The organism is Yersinia sp. KBS0713 (assembly GCF_005937895.2).
GTDB classification, from domain to species: Bacteria; Pseudomonadota; Gammaproteobacteria; order Enterobacterales; family Enterobacteriaceae; genus Yersinia; species Yersinia bercovieri.
On the sequence record NZ_CP042173.1, the window covers coordinates 4,085,858 to 4,101,706 of the forward strand.

Sequence of the window (15,849 nt, forward strand, 5' to 3'; positions counted from 1 at the left end):
CAAAAATAGTATTGCCGGGTTATGATTTAGAATCGTCACCTGCATATAAAAAATCAATAGAATGAGGAACTTATAATGAGCACATCAATATACGAGCAATACTTACAAGCCAAAGCAGATAACCCAGGCAAGTACGCACGCGATTTAGCCACGCTGATGGATATTTCTGAGGCTGAACTGACCCACAGCCGTGTCGGACACGATGCCAAGCGTTTACAGGCAGATGCCCGCACACTGCTGGCGGCATTGGAAGCGGTCGGTGAAGTCAAAGCCATCACCCGCAACACCTATGCCGTGCATGAGCAAATGGGCCGTTACGAGAACCAGCATCTGAATGGTCATGCCGGTTTGATCCTCAATCCACGTGATTTGGATCTGCGTCTGTTCCTCAATCAGTGGGCTAGCGTATTCACCCTGACAGAAGAGACCCGTCACGGTGTCCGCCACAGTATTCAGTTCTTCGACCATCAAGGCGATGCGTTACACAAAGTGTATGTCACTGAACAAACCGACATGCCAGCATGGGAAGCACTACTGGCGAAATTCGTCAGCGCTGAAAACCCAGCACTGCAGCTAGAACCTCTCAGCCCCGCTGAAGTCACCGCACCTACCGCCGATGATGCCACGGTAGATGCCGAATGGCGCGCCATGACCGACGTGCACCAGTTCTTCCAGTTGCTCAAACGCAATAACCTGACCCGTCAGCAAGCATTCCGCGCCGTAGGTGATGATCTCGCTTACCGCGTTGACAACAGCTCACTGACACAACTGCTCAATATTGCCCTGCAAGATCAGAACGAAATCATGATTTTTGTCGGCAACCGTGGCTGCGTACAAATCTTCACTGGTGTGATTGAGAAAGTCACCCCACATCAAGAGTGGATTAATGTGTTCAACAAGCGGTTTACACTGCATCTGATTGAAACCGCCATTGCTGAAAGCTGGATCACCCGTAAGCCAACCAAAGATGGTTTTGTCACCAGTTTAGAGCTGTTTGCCGAAGATGGCACCCAACTCGCTCAGCTTTATGGTCAACGCACTGAAGGGCAACCAGAGCAAAATCAATGGCGTGAGCAGATTGCTCTTCTGATCAATAAGGATATTGCCGCATGAGACTAAGGCTACTGTCACTCCCTTTCATTCTGTCGCTGAGCGCCTGTATTCTGCCGCTAAATACGTTAGCTGCAAATTCGTCGGCTGCGAATACGTCGGCCGCAGAACGTATTGTCACCATTGGTGGTGATGTAACAGAGATAGCCTACGCACTGGGTGCCGGTGGCGAGATTGTGGCCCGTGACAGTACCAGTCTACAACCGCAGGCAGTGCAGAAGCTGCCTGATGTCGGTTACATGCGAATGCTCAATGCCGAAGGCATTCTGGCGATGAAGCCAACCATGCTGCTGGTCAGCGAACTGGCGCAGCCCTCACTGGCGCTGAAACAGGTTGCTGATAGTGGTGTGAAGGTGGTCACCATACCGGGAAAAACGACGCCAGAAAGTGTGACGACGAAGATTAGCGCGGTCGCGGCGGCACTTCATCAGTCAGAGCAAGGGCAACAACTGATTAAAGACTATCAGCAACGGTTAGCCACAGTGAGCAGCACGCCACTGCCGGTCAAAGTGCTGTTTGTCATGAGCCACGGGGGGCTAACCCCAATGGCCGCGGGTCAAAATACCGCCGCAGATGCCATGATCCGTGCTGCCGGTGGCAGTAACGCGATGCAGGGCTTCAGTCGTTATCGTCCACTATCTCAGGAAGGTGTTATCGCCAGTGCACCCGACTTATTACTGATCACCAGTGATGGTGTAAGAGCCTTGGGAGGTAGTGAGGGGATCTGGAAATTACCCGGTATGGCACTGACGCCAGCCGGTAAGCATAAGCGGTTGTTGGTCGTTGATGACATGGCGCTACTCGGTTTTGGTCTGGAAACACCACAAGTGCTGGCGCAACTGCGCAAGGGCATGGAACAAGCACAATGAATGGTCGTGTCCATCCGCGCCTGATGCTAAGCATCTTGCTGATGATCCTGATTATCCTAGCTCTCGGCTCGGCCAATATGGGGGCATTAACCCTCTCGTTTCGCACCCTGTGGCATGCTTCATTAGATGATGCTATGTGGCATATCTGGCTAAATATTCGCCTGCCTCGTGTGCTGTTAGCCGTGGTCGTTGGCTGCGCACTGGCCGTCTCCGGCGCTATCATGCAAGGGCTATTTCGTAACCCGCTGGCTGACCCCGGATTATTGGGTATCAGCAGCGGTGCCGCCCTGTGTGTCGGGCTGATTATCATTATGCCATTCAGCTTGCCACCGCTACTGGCACTTTATAGCCATATGGTAGGGGCTTTTATCGGCAGTTTGGCCATCTCGGCTATTATCTTCACCCTCAGCCGTTGGGGCCATGGCAACTTATCCCGTTTGCTGCTAGCCGGTATCGCCATCAACGCCTTGTGCGGTGCCGCCGTTGGCGTGTTGACCTATATCAGTGATGATCAGCAATTACGCCAGTTTTCACTCTGGAGCATGGGCAGTTTGGGTCAGGCACAGTGGTCAACCCTGATGGTGGCGGCATCACTGATCCTACCCGCTTGCTTGCTGGGCTTAATGCAAGCGCGGCAACTGAATCTGTTACAGCTCGGGGATGAAGAGGCGCACTATCTCGGAGTCAATGTGCGGCAAGCCAAACTGCGTTTACTACTACTCAGCGCTATTCTCATTGGTGCAGCGGTGGCAGTCAGCGGGGTTATCGGTTTTATCGGGCTGGTGGTGCCACATCTGATCCGTATGCGTATCGGGGCTGACCACCGTTGGCTACTGCCCGGTGCCGCACTGGGTGGGGCTTGCTTGTTACTAACTGCCGATACCCTGGCACGAACTCTGGTCGCTCCGGCTGAAATGCCCGTCGGCTTGATCACCAGCCTGCTGGGTGGCCCCTATTTTCTATGGCTGATTTTACGTCAGCGGGAGCAACGTAGTGGTTGATATAACTGGGGCTAATATGATGGAGGTCAATTTAGCTAGTGCGCCTATCGCTAAGGCTGATATGACAAGGGCACCGGCTGCTTTATTGGAGGCGAACCACCTCTCCTACCATGTGCAGGGGCAGCGGCTGATTAATGAGGTCTCGCTGCAAATTGCCAGCGGTGAAATGGTGGCGATTATCGGGCCAAATGGCGCGGGTAAATCTACCCTGCTGCGGTTGTTGACTGGCTATCTGGCCCCCTCTGGCGGTGAGTGTCAGTTACTCGGCAAGAACCTGAATAGCTGGCAGCCACAGGCATTGGCCCGTACCCGTGCGGTGATGCGCCAATACAGTGATCTGGCGTTTCCCTTTAGTGTCAGCGAAGTGATTCAGATGGGCCGCGCACCTTATGGCAAGGCGCAAAACCGTCAGGCGCTGCAAGAAGTTATGGCGCAAACGGACTGTCTGACACTGGCTCAACGTGATTACCGCGCACTCTCTGGCGGCGAGCAGCAACGGGTACAATTGGCTCGCGTGCTGGCACAGTTATGGCAACCAGAACCCTCACCGCGCTGGCTGTTTCTGGATGAACCGACATCCGCATTGGATCTGTATCATCAGCAGCACACACTGCGCTTGCTACGCCAACTGACCAATCAGGAGCCGCTGGCAGTCTGCTGTGTGCTCCACGATCTGAATCTGGCGGCGTTATACGCTGATCGCATTCTGTTGTTGGCGCAGGGTGAATTGGTGGCCTGTGGCACACCAGAGGAGGTGCTCAATGCCGAAACACTGACCCGCTGGTATCAGGCAGATTTGGGGATTTCACGCCATCCAGAAACTGCCTTGCCGCAAATTTATCTGCGCCAATAAATTGCCTTGCATCCCAAATTGAGACCAGCTTATCGCTGGTTTTGCTTTTCCGCTCCCTTAGGCTCACCCGCTGCCAGCAATTCATAAATCGCCTTACCTACTTTTTGCACCGCCCGCTCAATTTCTGCGGTCATTGGCTTGCTGTAGCTAAGCCGCAAGCAATTGCGATACTTCCCCGACGCGGAACTGATCGATCCAGCCGCCACCTGCACTCCCAGCGGCAATAAGCCACGATTAAGGCGCAGGCTATCAAATCCGTGAGGCAGTTCAACCCATAACATAAAGCTACCTTCTGGCCGGCTTAGGCAGGTACTCGGCGGGAAATACTTCATCACCCAGCCGATCATAATGTCGCGATTACGCTGATATTGGCGGCGCATCCGGCGCAAGTGCTGCATGTAATGCCCTTGCTTGATGAACTCTGCCATCGCCAGTTGCGGTAACGTGGCCACTCGTCCGGCAGAAATGTATTTCATATGCAGTGCTTTATCTAAATAGCGCCCCGGTGCAATCCAGCCAATACGTAAACCGGGTGCCACGGTCTTGGAGAAAGAGCTACACAGCAATACCCGCCCGTCGTCGTCAAATGAGGCGATGGTCGGTGGACGCGGATATTGATATGCCAGTGCGCCATACACATCATCTTCAATAATCGCGATGTCGTAGCGCTGGGCTAAAGTCAGCAGGGCTTTTTTGCGCTCATCTGGCATATTATAGCCCAGCGGATTATTGCAGGTCGGCGTCAGTTGAACCGCCTTAATCGGCCATTGATCCAGCGCCATCTCCAAAGCTTCCAGACTGATCCCCGAGATCGGATCGGTTGGGATCTCAATCACCTTCATACCCATCCCTTTCAGGGTTTGCATCGCGCCGTGAAAACAGGGGGAATCCACGGCAACAATATCGCCGGGCTGACAAACCGACCCCAATGCCACCGCCAGCGCCCCATGGCACCCTGAAGTAATGATGATGTTCTCCGCCGATTGATGATTGCCGCTGTCCAACATCAGCCGAGCAATCTGCTCACGTAAAACCGGGGAACCATAAATATTGTCATATTCCAGCACCTCCTCACTCTGATGGAGGCTAATACGGCTAAGTAAGCGGCTGAGTATTTTTAGCCCCGGGGCGGAGATATCAGGCGAACCCACCCCAAGATGGATGACACTCTCTTGATCGCCTCGAGTCAGAAACGCCAGCGTATTCTCCCACTGAGATATCTCTACTGGCCGCTGTGCATGGCTGCATATTGCGGGCAACGAAGGTAAATTTGAGCTGCAACGCACGAAGTAACCCGACTTTGCTCGCGCCTCGATCAGCAGGCACTCCTCCAGTTGCCGATAAGCCTGCTGCACAGTACTGATGCTGACGCCATGCTCGTCACTCAACACTCTGACCGAGGGGAGGCGCTCCCCGGCGATATACAGCCCTTCTTTAATTCGTTGACTCAGAATATCAGCCAGTTGTTGGTAACGTGTCATCGAAATCACCTGATAAATTATTGCACCAGTACAGATGGCCTAAATTTACGCCGTTCAGATCATATATCTCATATCTGTATGGAAATAATAGTCCAAAATTGCATCTGTAATGTTTTTTGCCAAAGCCTCATGCTAATGGCTCACCTAGTGACGGGGAGTCAATAATGAATAATATAATTGAAGATCAAATAGATGAGTGCTGCTCGTCAGCTATGCGGGCAACAAAAAACCGCCACAATATTGTTATTCAGTTATGGCTGAAAACATACAGATACCTATATCAATGGAATGAACGGCGCAAAACAGCCAATACAATGGCGCGCTTGAGTTCAGACCAATTAAGGGATATCGGCTTGACGCGGGAAGATATCAAGCGGGATTACAGCCGTCCATTTTGGCGCTGAGGAGAGATGGTTGGCATCAGGCTGAATGGGCTGGCCCCGACGCAATACCCGTGTCGAGGCCAGCCCTATTTTTTATCAGAAATCGTAACCCACTGTTGCCAATACAGAACGTTCAGCACCCCAGTAGCAATATGAGGTGTTATAGCACGCGGCGATATATTTCTTATCTGCGATATTATTTACATTCAATTGAATAAATGCGCCTTTCAGCGAGGCCGCCCAGGTGCCAAGATCCGCACGAACAGAGGCATCACCCAGAGTATAGGAAGGCACCCGCAAGGTATTGGCATCATCAGCCCACTGTTTGCCAATGTAACGGATACCTGCACCGACATTAATGCCATACCCCGCTTCATATTGCGCCCACAGCGACGCCATATTTGATGGCGCTAACACTGGCGTATTGCCATCATTACCATCAATGGCATCTTTGAATTTAACTCGGTTATAGGTATAGCCGGCGATCACACTTAAGCGATCGCTAATCTGGCTTCTGGCTTCCAGCTCCAGCCCCTGCGAATTCACTTTACCGGCGGGCACATAATAGGTGGCCGGCACGGCGCGGTTCGCCACATCATTTTGTGTCAGATCATATAGAGCGGCGGAGTAAAGTGACGTGCTGCCCGGCGGCTGGTATTTGATACCCACTTCATACTGCTCGCTGGTCATCGGTTTCAGTAATTTTTGCTGCGCATCCGGGAATAGACTTGGCGTGATGGCCTGGCTGTAACTGACATATGGCGAGATGCCGCTATCAAAGCTATAGAGCAAGGCGGCGCGCCCGCTGGCGTGATTATCGGTGCGCTCATCACTGCTATTCGCTGTTTTATCACTATTTTCTGTTTTCATTCGGTCGTAGCGACCAGATAAATTCAGGTGCCAATTATCTAGCGTCATCTCATCTTGCAGATAAACCCCGCTCTGCTCATAGCGGCGGTTTAGGTAAGAGGTGTTGATGCCGGGAGTGGTCAGCAGATAGTCGCGATACAGCGTGCTACCGCCAGACACGCCAGTGTAAGGATTCAGGGTGGTGGCATAGGCACTGTCGCTGCGCAGATTGTTGCTGAACTTCTGGAAGTCAAAGCCCAGCATCACCTTATGGCCAACGGCGGCGGTGGCAAAATCCGCTTCCAGTTGGTTATCCACGGCAAAGGCATTAAGTGAGGAGTCCTCACCGGAGTAATAACGATTCATTAATGTGCGATCGCTATTCCAACCGCCTTGATACACCTGCTCCAGTTGGGTATTGGAGTGGGTGTAGCTGGCATTCTGGCGGAATGACCAGACATCATCGAATTTATGTGAGAATTCAGAACTATAAATTTGCTGCCAGCGCTTAAATACATTGCGGTCACTTTCGCCATCAAAGAAGCCACGACTCAACTTTTGCCCATAGATGCTGCCATCCGCCGGTACTGAGCTGTGGGAACCACCGGAGGGATCTTTTTGCAAATTAGCCCGCAGTAGCAGCGAGGTATTTTCATCCGGTTGCCATAGCAGTGACGGCGCGATCGCATAGCGCTCTTCGCGCTGATGGTCATACATGGTGTCACTGTTGCGAGTAATCCCTGTGAGGCGAAATGCCCAATGCTCAGATATCGCATCGGTATAATCAAAGGCCGCAGATTGTGTATTGTTATTGCCGCCGGTCAGACGGAAATGGCCTTCAGAGGTAAATTGCAGGCGCTTGGATGTCATCATCACCACACCGCCGGGGATGCTCTGACCATATAGCGCCGAAGAGGGGCCTTTGATCACATCAATGCGCTCAAGGAACCAAGGATCCACCTGCAACACATTATAGCTGCCGCCATCACTGAGCAGGCGCAGACCATCGAGGAAAGTATTGTTCACATCCCCGCCGTGAAAACCGCGCAGGGCAATGGTGTCATAGCGGGTCGCGCCACCGGAGAAGTTAGTAAAAACGCCCGGCGTATAATTCAGTGCCTGGTTAACTGTGGCGACATTTTGATCGTCCATCTGCTGGCGGGTAATCACTGAAACCGCCTGTGCCGTCAGAATTAACGGCTGGTCGGTTTTCGTTGCCCCTTTGGTAGTTTTGGCGGTGTAACCCAAGGTGGGTAAATCGGCCGCGTGGCCCGCTTTAGCGGTCACTTCTATCGTATCGTCGGCAACCGACGCTAATGGAATAAATATCGCCAATGAACACAAAACAGCAGAACGCTTGATGATGAAAGCCGAGAGCATCGTTATCTTCCCCAGATAATTAAGCAGATAAAATAGAGGGTTATTAATTAGCTTCCATTGCTATTTCCGCATCGCAAATACCCTTGCTTGCGCGCCACATATTGTGGGGTCCATCAGTGCAGCGGACAATCTATTAAATAGAATCGATAATTACAATGAGAATTATTATCTTTATCATTTGATTTGAGTGCGTAATTATCAGAGTAAGATTATTCAGGAATAGGTGGTGTATGCCACAATGGCCGCCAGACCCTGGGTCTACACTAAATTCTTGGGATAATCGTGGCACTCACTTTCAGGCTAACCGGTTTTATGAAAAAGATTGGGTACGTTGTTTCGCGTCAATACTCTGCGCTGATCTGTCTGCTGCTGGTGCTGGTTTTTACCTCTACAGCCGGAGTAGCCTTTGCCGCCACAGCCGCAGATGCCACATCTGACAGCAGTGAAGAGCCGGCTAAACCGGCGGTGTCGGTGCAGCTAATTAGCTTGCAAAAACAGCTCGATAAACTGAAACAGAGCATCTCTGTCAGCGCCTCCGACAATCAGCTCAGTGTGCTAAATGAAACCGCATTAGCGCTGGTTCGTGATGCCGATATACTGCTCGCCGATCTGAAACCCAAGCGGGAACAACTGCAAGCGCAACTGGATGTGTTAGGCCCGCCCCCAGTTGCCGGTGCATTAGCAGAGACCCCAGTGGTGGCCCAACAGCGGCGGGTACTGAATACTCGGAAAGTCCAGTTAGAGGGGCAGAATGATCAGGCTCAGGCGATTAAAACTAATGCCGAGAACCTGGCCACCCAGATTACCTCGTTACGGCGTACCGCCCTAAAATCACAAATCGCCCTAAATTCCGGCAGCATTCTGGGGGCCAATTTCTGGGCGCCGATTGTCAATCCGAATAGCGATGATGACCAACGCTTAAAAGATTTTATGCAAGAACTTGGCGATGCCTGGAGTGCTGCGTGGGAACCCGAATGGCGGCTTGGTACCTCAATGTACCTGCTGCTGACACTGCTGATCGGCGTATTTGGTTTTAAATCCCTTGATCTCCTGACCGCCTGGTTCTGTACCAAATGCCTGCCGCAAGGCCCGCTACGCCGCAGTTTTATGGCGTCGGCTACCACCTTATCGACCGTGCTGATTACGGTGACGATGGCACAATGCATTACGCAGGCCTTTACCCGCACGCCGGATGTATCACAGGTAGTGATGGATTTTTCGCTGGCTTTTGTTCAGTTGATGTTCTTCTCGGCATTAGTCGCGGGTCTGGGGCGAGCATTTTTATCCAACCAGCGCCCCTCATGGCGTTTACCCGCCATTGCCGATGAAGTTGCCGTCTCACTGAAGCTGTTCCCGCCGCTCTTAGCCAGCTGCATCATGATTTTTGGCGCGATTGATCAGATGAATAACATGATCAATATCAGCGTCTCCGGGGCTATTTTTGGCAATGGCATCTCGGCTCTGTTAATGGCACTCACTGCGGCGATTATTCCGTTACGGGCCAATCGGGTGCGCCGTAATCTGATTATCAATGGCGAAAAACCGGAAGCTTACTCCACCTTAGCGGGGCTGATTCATTTCGCCATTGGTATTACGGCTATCGCCATATTATTGTCACTGTTGGTCGGTTATATCGCGCTCGCAAAATTCTTAAGCTACAAACTGGTGTGGAGTTGTCTGGTTCTTGCCTGCTTATATTTATTAGTCCACCTGTTCGTTGATTCAGCGGAAAGTCTCTTTTCCCCCACCAGCAGCGCCGGTAAAGCCATTAAGCAATCACTGAATATTGATGATCGCCATTTAGCGCAAGCCGCGACATTATTATCCGCCACCAGCAAAGTGCTCCTGATATTGCTGGCGATCATCGCCCTGCTCAACGGCACCTTTGGCTCTACCACCCCGATTTCATTGCTGCAAAAAGCCATGGAGTTGTTAAGCGGCGAAGGGTTGGAAAAATTAAATATTGTTCCCACCAACTTACTAAATGCCGCTATTTGTCTGCTTGTCGGGCTATATATCTTAAAAGCGGCACGCCGCTGGCTAAATAATGATTTCCTGCCCAAAACCCAGATGGATAACGGCATAAAAACCTCAGCGGTCACGCTATTCAGTAATATTGGCTACGTGCTGGTGATTCTGCTGACATTATCGGTGCTCGGCATCCAATGGAATAAGTTAGCCTGGATTGTTAGTGCGCTATCGGTAGGTATCGGTTTTGGTTTGCAGGAGATCGTGAAGAACTTTATTTCCGGGATTATTTTGCTGACTGAGCGGCCGGTTAAGGTGGGGGATTTGATCAGTATCAGTGGGGTGGAGGGTGATATTCGCCGTATCAATGTTCGCGCTACTGAAATCCAGCTCAGTGACCGCTCGACGGTTATCGTGCCCAACTCCCAATTGATTTCGCAAAATGTGCGCAATGCCACCATGGCCAATGCCCAAGGGGTGGTGACCATCGCGCTGACCTTCCCGCTGGATTTGGATGTGGAACTGGCGCAGGCGTTGCTGATAGAAGCCTACGAAGAGCACGAATCAATACTCACGACACCGGCACCCTCGGTGAAATTTAGCCAATTAAGCCCTGACGGCATTGTGCTCAGTGTGACGGGTCTGGTGCCGAGTCCACGGATGGTGAGTGATACAAAAAGTGCCTTATTATTCAGTATATTAACCCGATTGCGGGCGGCGGGCGTCTCGCTGGCGGTCGCGACCAATAGAGCCGCAGCGACGGCGAACTAGCGGTTAGTAAATGCTATTTCTCCAGTGCTACCGTTAGCAGGGTAACAGCGCAGCATCACCCGATGTTGCGCTGAGCCTCATTGACAAAATCAACCATCAATAAGTTAAGCTCTGTGCACAAGGGCTTTTCTGCATCGTTCTCTTTCACCAGCGCCTGATAGCGTTGCTGACTCTGCTCTTCAAGCAATTTATAAGCGGGTACGCTGATGTCCCAATGGCGGGAAACCGCCAGATTCAGCGCTGTTTTTACCAGCACCTCCTCATCAGGTACTTCCATCCGCTGACAATTTTTCTGTAGATAATGCGCCCCGGCAACCAATGCTGATAATTGTTTGATTTGCTGCTGAGCGGTAGGTCGAATCGTTTTATTCACTGGCTGCTGGCAAGCCACTAATAGTACCAAAGGCAAGAGCCAGGGTAATTTACATATAACAGATAACATTGATTAACTCGTTAGCAATAAAAGTAGGACATTTTAAGTCAAGGGGAAAATTCAATACATTCTTATACCCTTATTAGCGAGGGTGAAACATATCCATTTTTCGGAATACTCCACTCCCTTATTATTAAGGCCACTTTAAAAACCTTAAGATGTCCCGCCTCTTCTATAGATGAACGTTATGGGTTTTAACTGCTCCCATGGTGGAGAAAGTTAGGTTTTCGCCGGACTCAAACTAAAGACTTTCGGATTACGCCCCAACCATTGCGCAGCTAGCTCATTGATCTGCTGGAGAGTGACCGCCTTCAACTGCGACTCCTCTTGTGCCAACAGCGCAAAGTTGCCGTCATCACTGGCGACCTGTGCCAGCGCATCAGTCCAATAGCTGGCACTGGTACGGCTGGCGTCCTGCTCAATCCACCACGCTTTTTTCGCCTTCTCCAGCTCCGATGGCGTGACGCCCTCAGCGGCGATTTGCTGCAAAACTTTTTGCGCCATCTGCGCCATCTCCTGCGCCCTTTCAGGGGCTGACGTGAAGTTGAGTCGCGCCAGATAGTAAGGCTGCGGCAGTTTTGCCAGCAGTTGTGAGAAGCCCAAAGTATAGATGCCGCTGGCCTGCTCGCGCATGGCATAACGTAGCCGCAAGGTGACGACTTTATCCAACAGCTGCAGCGCCAACTGATTCGGCTGCGACCATTGCGCCTCGGCCGAGAACTGCATACTGACCATGGTTTTCGGGCTGCTCGCCAGCGGATAGTCGTGGCTCATCGCCTGATTCAGCGGCTTGATCGCCAAATCGCGCCAGTGCAAGCGCTGCTCACTGCGTGGCAGGCCGCCCAACCACTTCTCTACCAGCGGCTGAAGGCGTTTCTCATCCAGCGCACCACTAAGTGTCACCGTCATATCCTGCGTGGTAGCAAACAGCTGGCGGTGGCGCTGTTCAAGCCCTGTCACCGTAAAATCACGCCACGGCCCCGTCGCCGTGACCAGCAGCCGTTCGCCATGTTGATAGCCCACCTCGGTGATGCTATCGAGGAAGCGGCGCTCGACCGGCTGTTTCTCTATCCCTAACGCAAATGACTGTTTTTGCTGCGTAAGTTTATCTGCGGCAAACTGAGGGGCAGTGATTTTTAGGTAGAGCAGTTGCAGCAGCAGCTCCAGCTTGTCAGCCGGTGCCGAGCCGCGCAAACCATGGAACAACATCTCATCATAAGGCGCGATCGCCACCTCGGCTTGCTTGGCTAACTGCGCCAACTGGCGCGGGTTGTACTGGCCGTAACCACTCACTTCGGGTAGTCGCATCGCCCAGTTCACTTCGCCGATCTGCTTATCCTCCTCCAGTGAGCGCCCGCCGGGGATGCGCAGTGATAGCTGCACATCATCTTTTAGGCGGTTATTGGCTTTGATAATCACCCGAATGCCATTGCTCAAGCTCCAGAGCTGGGTATCAGGGATCGGCAAGGTCTGGCGCTGCACCACTTTACCGGCGGTCGGCGGCGTCACCGTCAGAGTGACAGGTTTCGGTTTCAGGGTGAATGCCCCCGGCGCACTCTGACGGATGCTGCTCCACATCGCCGCCAGCTGCTTTTTATCCACCTGCGATTGATCACTGTCAGGGCCAATCAGCGCCAAACGGGCCGTTCCTTTCTCCAGTAATTCAGCCACTTGCGCCTGAACATGTTGTGGGCCAATCGCCTCAAGCCAGCTTTGAGTCATCGCCAATTGCTGCTGTTTGTTGAGCATCGGCAGATCAAATTCAATGGCGGTGGTGAGATTATCCGCCAAATAATCATGCTGATAGCGGCTCTCTCCGGCGGCCTGCTGGCTCAGTTTCGTTAGAATTTGCTGACGCGCCGCCTTCAACTCGGCGTCACTCACCGGCGTGGTCGCCATCCGTTGCAGCTCGGTGAATAGCTGGCGCAGGGTGCCGTTATAGTCGTTGCCTTGTGGTCGGGCAATCATCAGGTGCTGAATGCGGCGGTTATCCAGCAGTGCGCCTTGTTGATTGATGCTCGCTATCGATAACAGATCGTTATCCACCAGCAATGATAGCCGCTGGTTAAAAATGGTCAGCCACAGGGTATCGAGCAGGTCGCGCCACTGCCCATTAGCACTGTTTAGCGGGACCGCCAGATCACGTTGGAGCGCGAGTTGAATAATGCGCGTCCCCTGTTCAGCATCAAATACCGTGCTGAGCAGTAAGCCCGATTGTGGGGTAAAACTCTGCCAGTGGGCATCATCGCGCGCGGGCTGTTGAGGGGCGGGCATCGCAAATAACCTGTTGATCTGCTGGCGCAAACTGTCCGCATCAAACCGCCCCACCACCACCAAGGCCATCCGTTGCGGCTGATACCATTGCTGATAATAGTTGACCGCCTCACTGACCGGCGCTTGCCGCACCACATCCAGCAAACCAATAGGATCACGTTCGCCATAGCGGCTGCCGTGATAACGCAAGCGCTCCAATGCCTGATTGATGCGGAACCCCACCCCCTGACGTAAGCGCCACTCCTCGACAATCACCTGCCGCTCTTTATCAAATGCCGTCGGTTCAAAACTGATACCCTGCGCCCAATCGGCTAAAATCCGCAGCCCCAAGGTGAGCTGTTTTTCATCGGCGTTCGGCAGTGACAGCTTATAGGTGGTGGCATTCAGACTGGTGACAGCATTGACATGGCTCCCCAGTGTAATCCCCTGTTTCTCCAGCGATTTAAAGCTGCTGGTGCCGGGGAAGTGTGTCGTGCCTTTGAAGGCCATATGCTCGACAAAATGCGCCAGTCCGCGCTGCTGTTCGCTCTCTTGTAGCGAGCCGCTGTTGACCAGCAGGCGCAACTCCACGCCGGGTTGGTCACGCGGCAGCAGGTATAACTGCAAGCCATTGTCCAGCGTGAGGTGCTGGAGATCAGCCCGCATCGGCAGTTTTTGCTCCTGCGTCGATGACGTCTCAGCCGCAGACGCGGGCAGACCCCACGCCAACATCACCCACGCCAACAACCGGCAAAGGGCGTGGATTCGTACTAATCGGTTAAGCATGCTGTAGCAACTCCTTGAATCGCATCGGATAAATCATCGAGGCGGTATTGATGGTCGGCGACCTCAGCCAGAAAAGTTTGGTGGCTCACCAGCAGCACTGCGCTGTCGGGCAGTTGTTGGCGCAGTAAACGCAATAGCTGGCAGGCGCTGGCGGCATCCAGTGCCGAGGTGGTTTCGTCCAGTAAAATCAGCCGTGGTTTATTCAGCAATAAGCGGGCAAACATCAGCCGCTGCTGCTCGCCGCCCGATAAGCGCTGCTGCCAGTCAGTGGAGAGGGCCAACTGGTAGTTCAGTTGCGGCAAACCGACCTGCGCCAGCGCCTGCTGGAGTTGTTCGGTGCTGAAATCACTGCGCTGCGCCGGATAGGCGAGCAGATCGTCCAGCCGCTCATGGGGCAGATAGAGGCGCTGGGGGAGCCAACTCACACTGTCACTACGCTGAATTCGGCCCTGATAATGGGGCCAGTGGCCGCTCAGGGTGCGCAGCAAGGTGGATTTGCCAATTCCCGAGCGCCCCTGAATCAGGGTCAGGCTGCCCGCGGCGGCAGTGATCCGAATATTGCTCAGTAGCAGCGCACCATCGGCGGTGTGCAGATCCAGTGTGGCCCGCAGTGGTAACTCCCCCTCCGGCGCACTCGCCACCGGGCTGGTCGGTTCGGCATCCAGCAGCACCACAAAGTTGTATAAGCGAGTCACCGTGGCCTGCCACGCGGCAATTTCTCGATAGGAGAAAATAAACCAGCCCAAGGCCCCCGCCACCTGCGCGAAGGATTGGCGGATCTGCATCAATCCGCCCAGCAGCAATTCACCCGCCAGAAACTTCGGCAGCGCAAAGAAAATCGGCGCCAGCGCACTGAGTTGCTGATAGCCGACAGTGAAGAATGAGAGGTTTTTTTCGTAGCGGATCAGTTGATACCAGTTCTCGGCCACAGCGCGGAAATGCTGCAACAGCGCCCCGCGCTCATGTTGCTCGCCCCGCTGTCCGGCGATGGCATCACTGGCTTCACGACGGGCAATCAGCCCGCTGCGGTAATCCGCCTCACGCCGCTGACGATCCATATTCAGCTGGCGCAGCGGATAACCAATCCAGTGCGTCAGGCCAATGCCAATCAGGGTGTAGAGGATGCAGACCCAGAACATATAGCCGGGCAACGTGAAACTGTGCTGAGCCAGCGAGAAGCTGATGCTGCCGGAGAGTTGCCATAAGATGGTGGCGAATGAAATCAGGGTGAGCAAGGAGTGCAGGAAGGTGATGAGCAAGCGCAGGCTGGACTCAATCAGCAGTCGGACATCTTCGGCAATGCGCTGGTCGGGGTTATCCGGCACCAGTGCATTGATTTTCAATGCATAATGCTGGCCTTTATGGGACAGCCAGCGCGCCAGAATATGCTCGGTCATGCCCGTCCGCCAGCGCATGATGAGCCGCTGTTTCAGGTAATCCGCAAACACCACCACCAGAATCAGGGCGCTGACCAGCAGGATAAAGTGTTGCAGCAAACGATACAGCGCCTGACTATTCAATTGCTGCAATGCATTGTAAAACTCGCCATTCCACTGGTTAAGTTGCACATTAAACCAAACCGAAGAGAGGCTCAGCGCCAGCACCACCAGCAGCAACAGCCAGGCCAGCAGTGCTGAACGAATGCCCCAAAACGGCCTGGCAAGATAATAGAATTGTCTCAGTGTTTTCATCAATAAATTACTTTCATAAAT

At 53.0% G+C, this 15,849-nt stretch carries 11 protein-coding genes; 6 read left to right on the top strand and 5 right to left on the bottom strand.

The features are described from left to right. Positions 1-75: 75 nt before the first annotated feature. The 4 genes from FFE93_RS19370 to FFE93_RS19385 all read left to right on the top strand — a co-directional run bounded on the left by FFE93_RS19370 (position 76) and on the right by FFE93_RS19385 (position 3,833). A complete protein-coding gene (locus FFE93_RS19370) occupies positions 76-1,113 on the top strand; it encodes a hemin-degrading factor (RefSeq protein ID WP_138775816.1) in 1,038 nt (345 codons plus the stop codon). Continuing rightward, positions 1,110-1,979 (top strand): hemin ABC transporter substrate-binding protein, encoded by an 870-nt coding sequence (locus tag FFE93_RS19375; protein ID WP_138775818.1) that lies wholly within the window; start codon positions 1,110-1,112, stop codon positions 1,977-1,979. The genes FFE93_RS19370 and FFE93_RS19375 overlap by 4 nt, the downstream gene beginning before the upstream one ends. Further along, positions 1,976-2,980 carry a FecCD family ABC transporter permease gene (locus tag FFE93_RS19380; protein ID WP_032898364.1) on the top strand — a complete coding sequence of 335 codons (1,005 nt, stop codon included), beginning with the start codon at positions 1,976-1,978 and terminating at the stop codon, positions 2,978-2,980. The genes FFE93_RS19375 and FFE93_RS19380 overlap by 4 nt, the downstream gene beginning before the upstream one ends. Positions 2,981-3,041: 61 nt before the next feature. Then, positions 3,042-3,833 carry a heme ABC transporter ATP-binding protein gene (locus FFE93_RS19385; protein ID WP_032898372.1) on the top strand — a complete coding sequence of 264 codons (792 nt, stop codon included), beginning with the start codon at positions 3,042-3,044 and terminating at the stop codon, positions 3,831-3,833. A 29-nt stretch (positions 3,834-3,862) separates the two neighbouring features. Here FFE93_RS19385 and FFE93_RS19390 read toward each other — a convergent pair whose 3' ends face one another. Then, positions 3,863-5,314, bottom strand: a complete 1,452-nt coding sequence (locus FFE93_RS19390) for a PLP-dependent aminotransferase family protein (protein ID WP_054872509.1) — start codon at positions 5,312-5,314, stop codon at positions 3,863-3,865. Positions 5,315-5,478: 164 nt separating this feature from the next. Between FFE93_RS19390 and FFE93_RS19395 the strand changes: the two genes are divergently transcribed. Then, a complete protein-coding gene (locus tag FFE93_RS19395; protein WP_049602925.1) occupies positions 5,479-5,718 on the top strand; it encodes a DUF1127 domain-containing protein in 240 nt (79 codons plus the stop codon). Between the two features lie 75 nt (positions 5,719-5,793). On the opposite strand, the gene FFE93_RS19400 is transcribed toward FFE93_RS19395, so the two are convergent. Continuing rightward, positions 5,794-7,926 carry a TonB-dependent siderophore receptor gene (locus FFE93_RS19400; protein WP_138775821.1) on the bottom strand — a complete coding sequence of 711 codons (2,133 nt, stop codon included), beginning with the start codon at positions 7,924-7,926 and terminating at the stop codon, positions 5,794-5,796. 282 nt (positions 7,927-8,208) lie between these two features. Between FFE93_RS19400 and FFE93_RS19405 the strand changes: the two genes are divergently transcribed. Beyond that, positions 8,209-10,665 (top strand): DUF3772 domain-containing protein, encoded by a 2,457-nt coding sequence (locus FFE93_RS19405; RefSeq protein ID WP_186367678.1) that lies wholly within the window; start codon positions 8,209-8,211, stop codon positions 10,663-10,665. 55 nt (positions 10,666-10,720) lie between these two features. On the opposite strand, the gene gspS is transcribed toward FFE93_RS19405, so the two are convergent. From gspS to FFE93_RS19420, 3 genes are all read right to left on the bottom strand, one after another. Then, on the bottom strand, positions 10,721-11,107 hold the full coding sequence (gene gspS, locus FFE93_RS19410) for a type II secretion system pilot lipoprotein GspS (protein ID WP_032898366.1): 387 nt from the start codon (positions 11,105-11,107) through the stop codon (positions 10,721-10,723). 210 nt (positions 11,108-11,317) lie between these two features. Further along, positions 11,318-14,137: a M16 family metallopeptidase gene (locus FFE93_RS19415; RefSeq protein WP_409994327.1), complete on the bottom strand. Its 2,820-nt coding sequence runs from the start codon at positions 14,135-14,137 to the stop codon at positions 11,318-11,320. Next, positions 14,122-15,828: an ABC transporter ATP-binding protein/permease gene (locus FFE93_RS19420; protein ID WP_054872506.1), complete on the bottom strand. Its 1,707-nt coding sequence runs from the start codon at positions 15,826-15,828 to the stop codon at positions 14,122-14,124. The genes FFE93_RS19415 and FFE93_RS19420 overlap by 16 nt, the downstream gene beginning before the upstream one ends. Positions 15,829-15,849: the final 21 nt, after the last annotated feature.

What these genes read in the sequence shown, in the direction of transcription:
- FFE93_RS19370 (WP_138775816.1), top strand. Translation starts at nt 76, where the DNA reads ATGAGCACATCAATATACGAGCAATACTTACAAGCCAAAGCAGATAAC.
- FFE93_RS19380 (WP_032898364.1), top strand. Translation starts at nt 1,976, where the DNA reads ATGAATGGTCGTGTCCATCCGCGCCTGATGCTAAGCATCTTGCTGATG.
- FFE93_RS19400 (WP_138775821.1), bottom strand. Translation starts at nt 7,926, where the DNA reads ATGCTCTCGGCTTTCATCATCAAGCGTTCTGCTGTTTTGTGTTCATTG.
- gspS (WP_032898366.1), bottom strand. Translation starts at nt 11,107, where the DNA reads ATGTTATCTGTTATATGTAAATTACCCTGGCTCTTGCCTTTGGTACTA.
- FFE93_RS19420 (WP_054872506.1), bottom strand. Translation starts at nt 15,828, where the DNA reads ATGAAAACACTGAGACAATTCTATTATCTTGCCAGGCCGTTTTGGGGC.
- FFE93_RS19390 (WP_054872509.1), bottom strand. Translation starts at nt 5,314, where the DNA reads ATGACACGTTACCAACAACTGGCTGATATTCTGAGTCAACGAATTAAA.
- FFE93_RS19415 (WP_409994327.1), bottom strand. Translation starts at nt 14,137, where the DNA reads ATGCTTAACCGATTAGTACGAATCCACGCCCTTTGCCGGTTGTTGGCG.
- FFE93_RS19385 (WP_032898372.1), top strand. Translation starts at nt 3,042, where the DNA reads ATGACAAGGGCACCGGCTGCTTTATTGGAGGCGAACCACCTCTCCTAC.
- FFE93_RS19375 (WP_138775818.1), top strand. Translation starts at nt 1,110, where the DNA reads ATGAGACTAAGGCTACTGTCACTCCCTTTCATTCTGTCGCTGAGCGCC.
- FFE93_RS19395 (WP_049602925.1), top strand. Translation starts at nt 5,479, where the DNA reads ATGAATAATATAATTGAAGATCAAATAGATGAGTGCTGCTCGTCAGCT.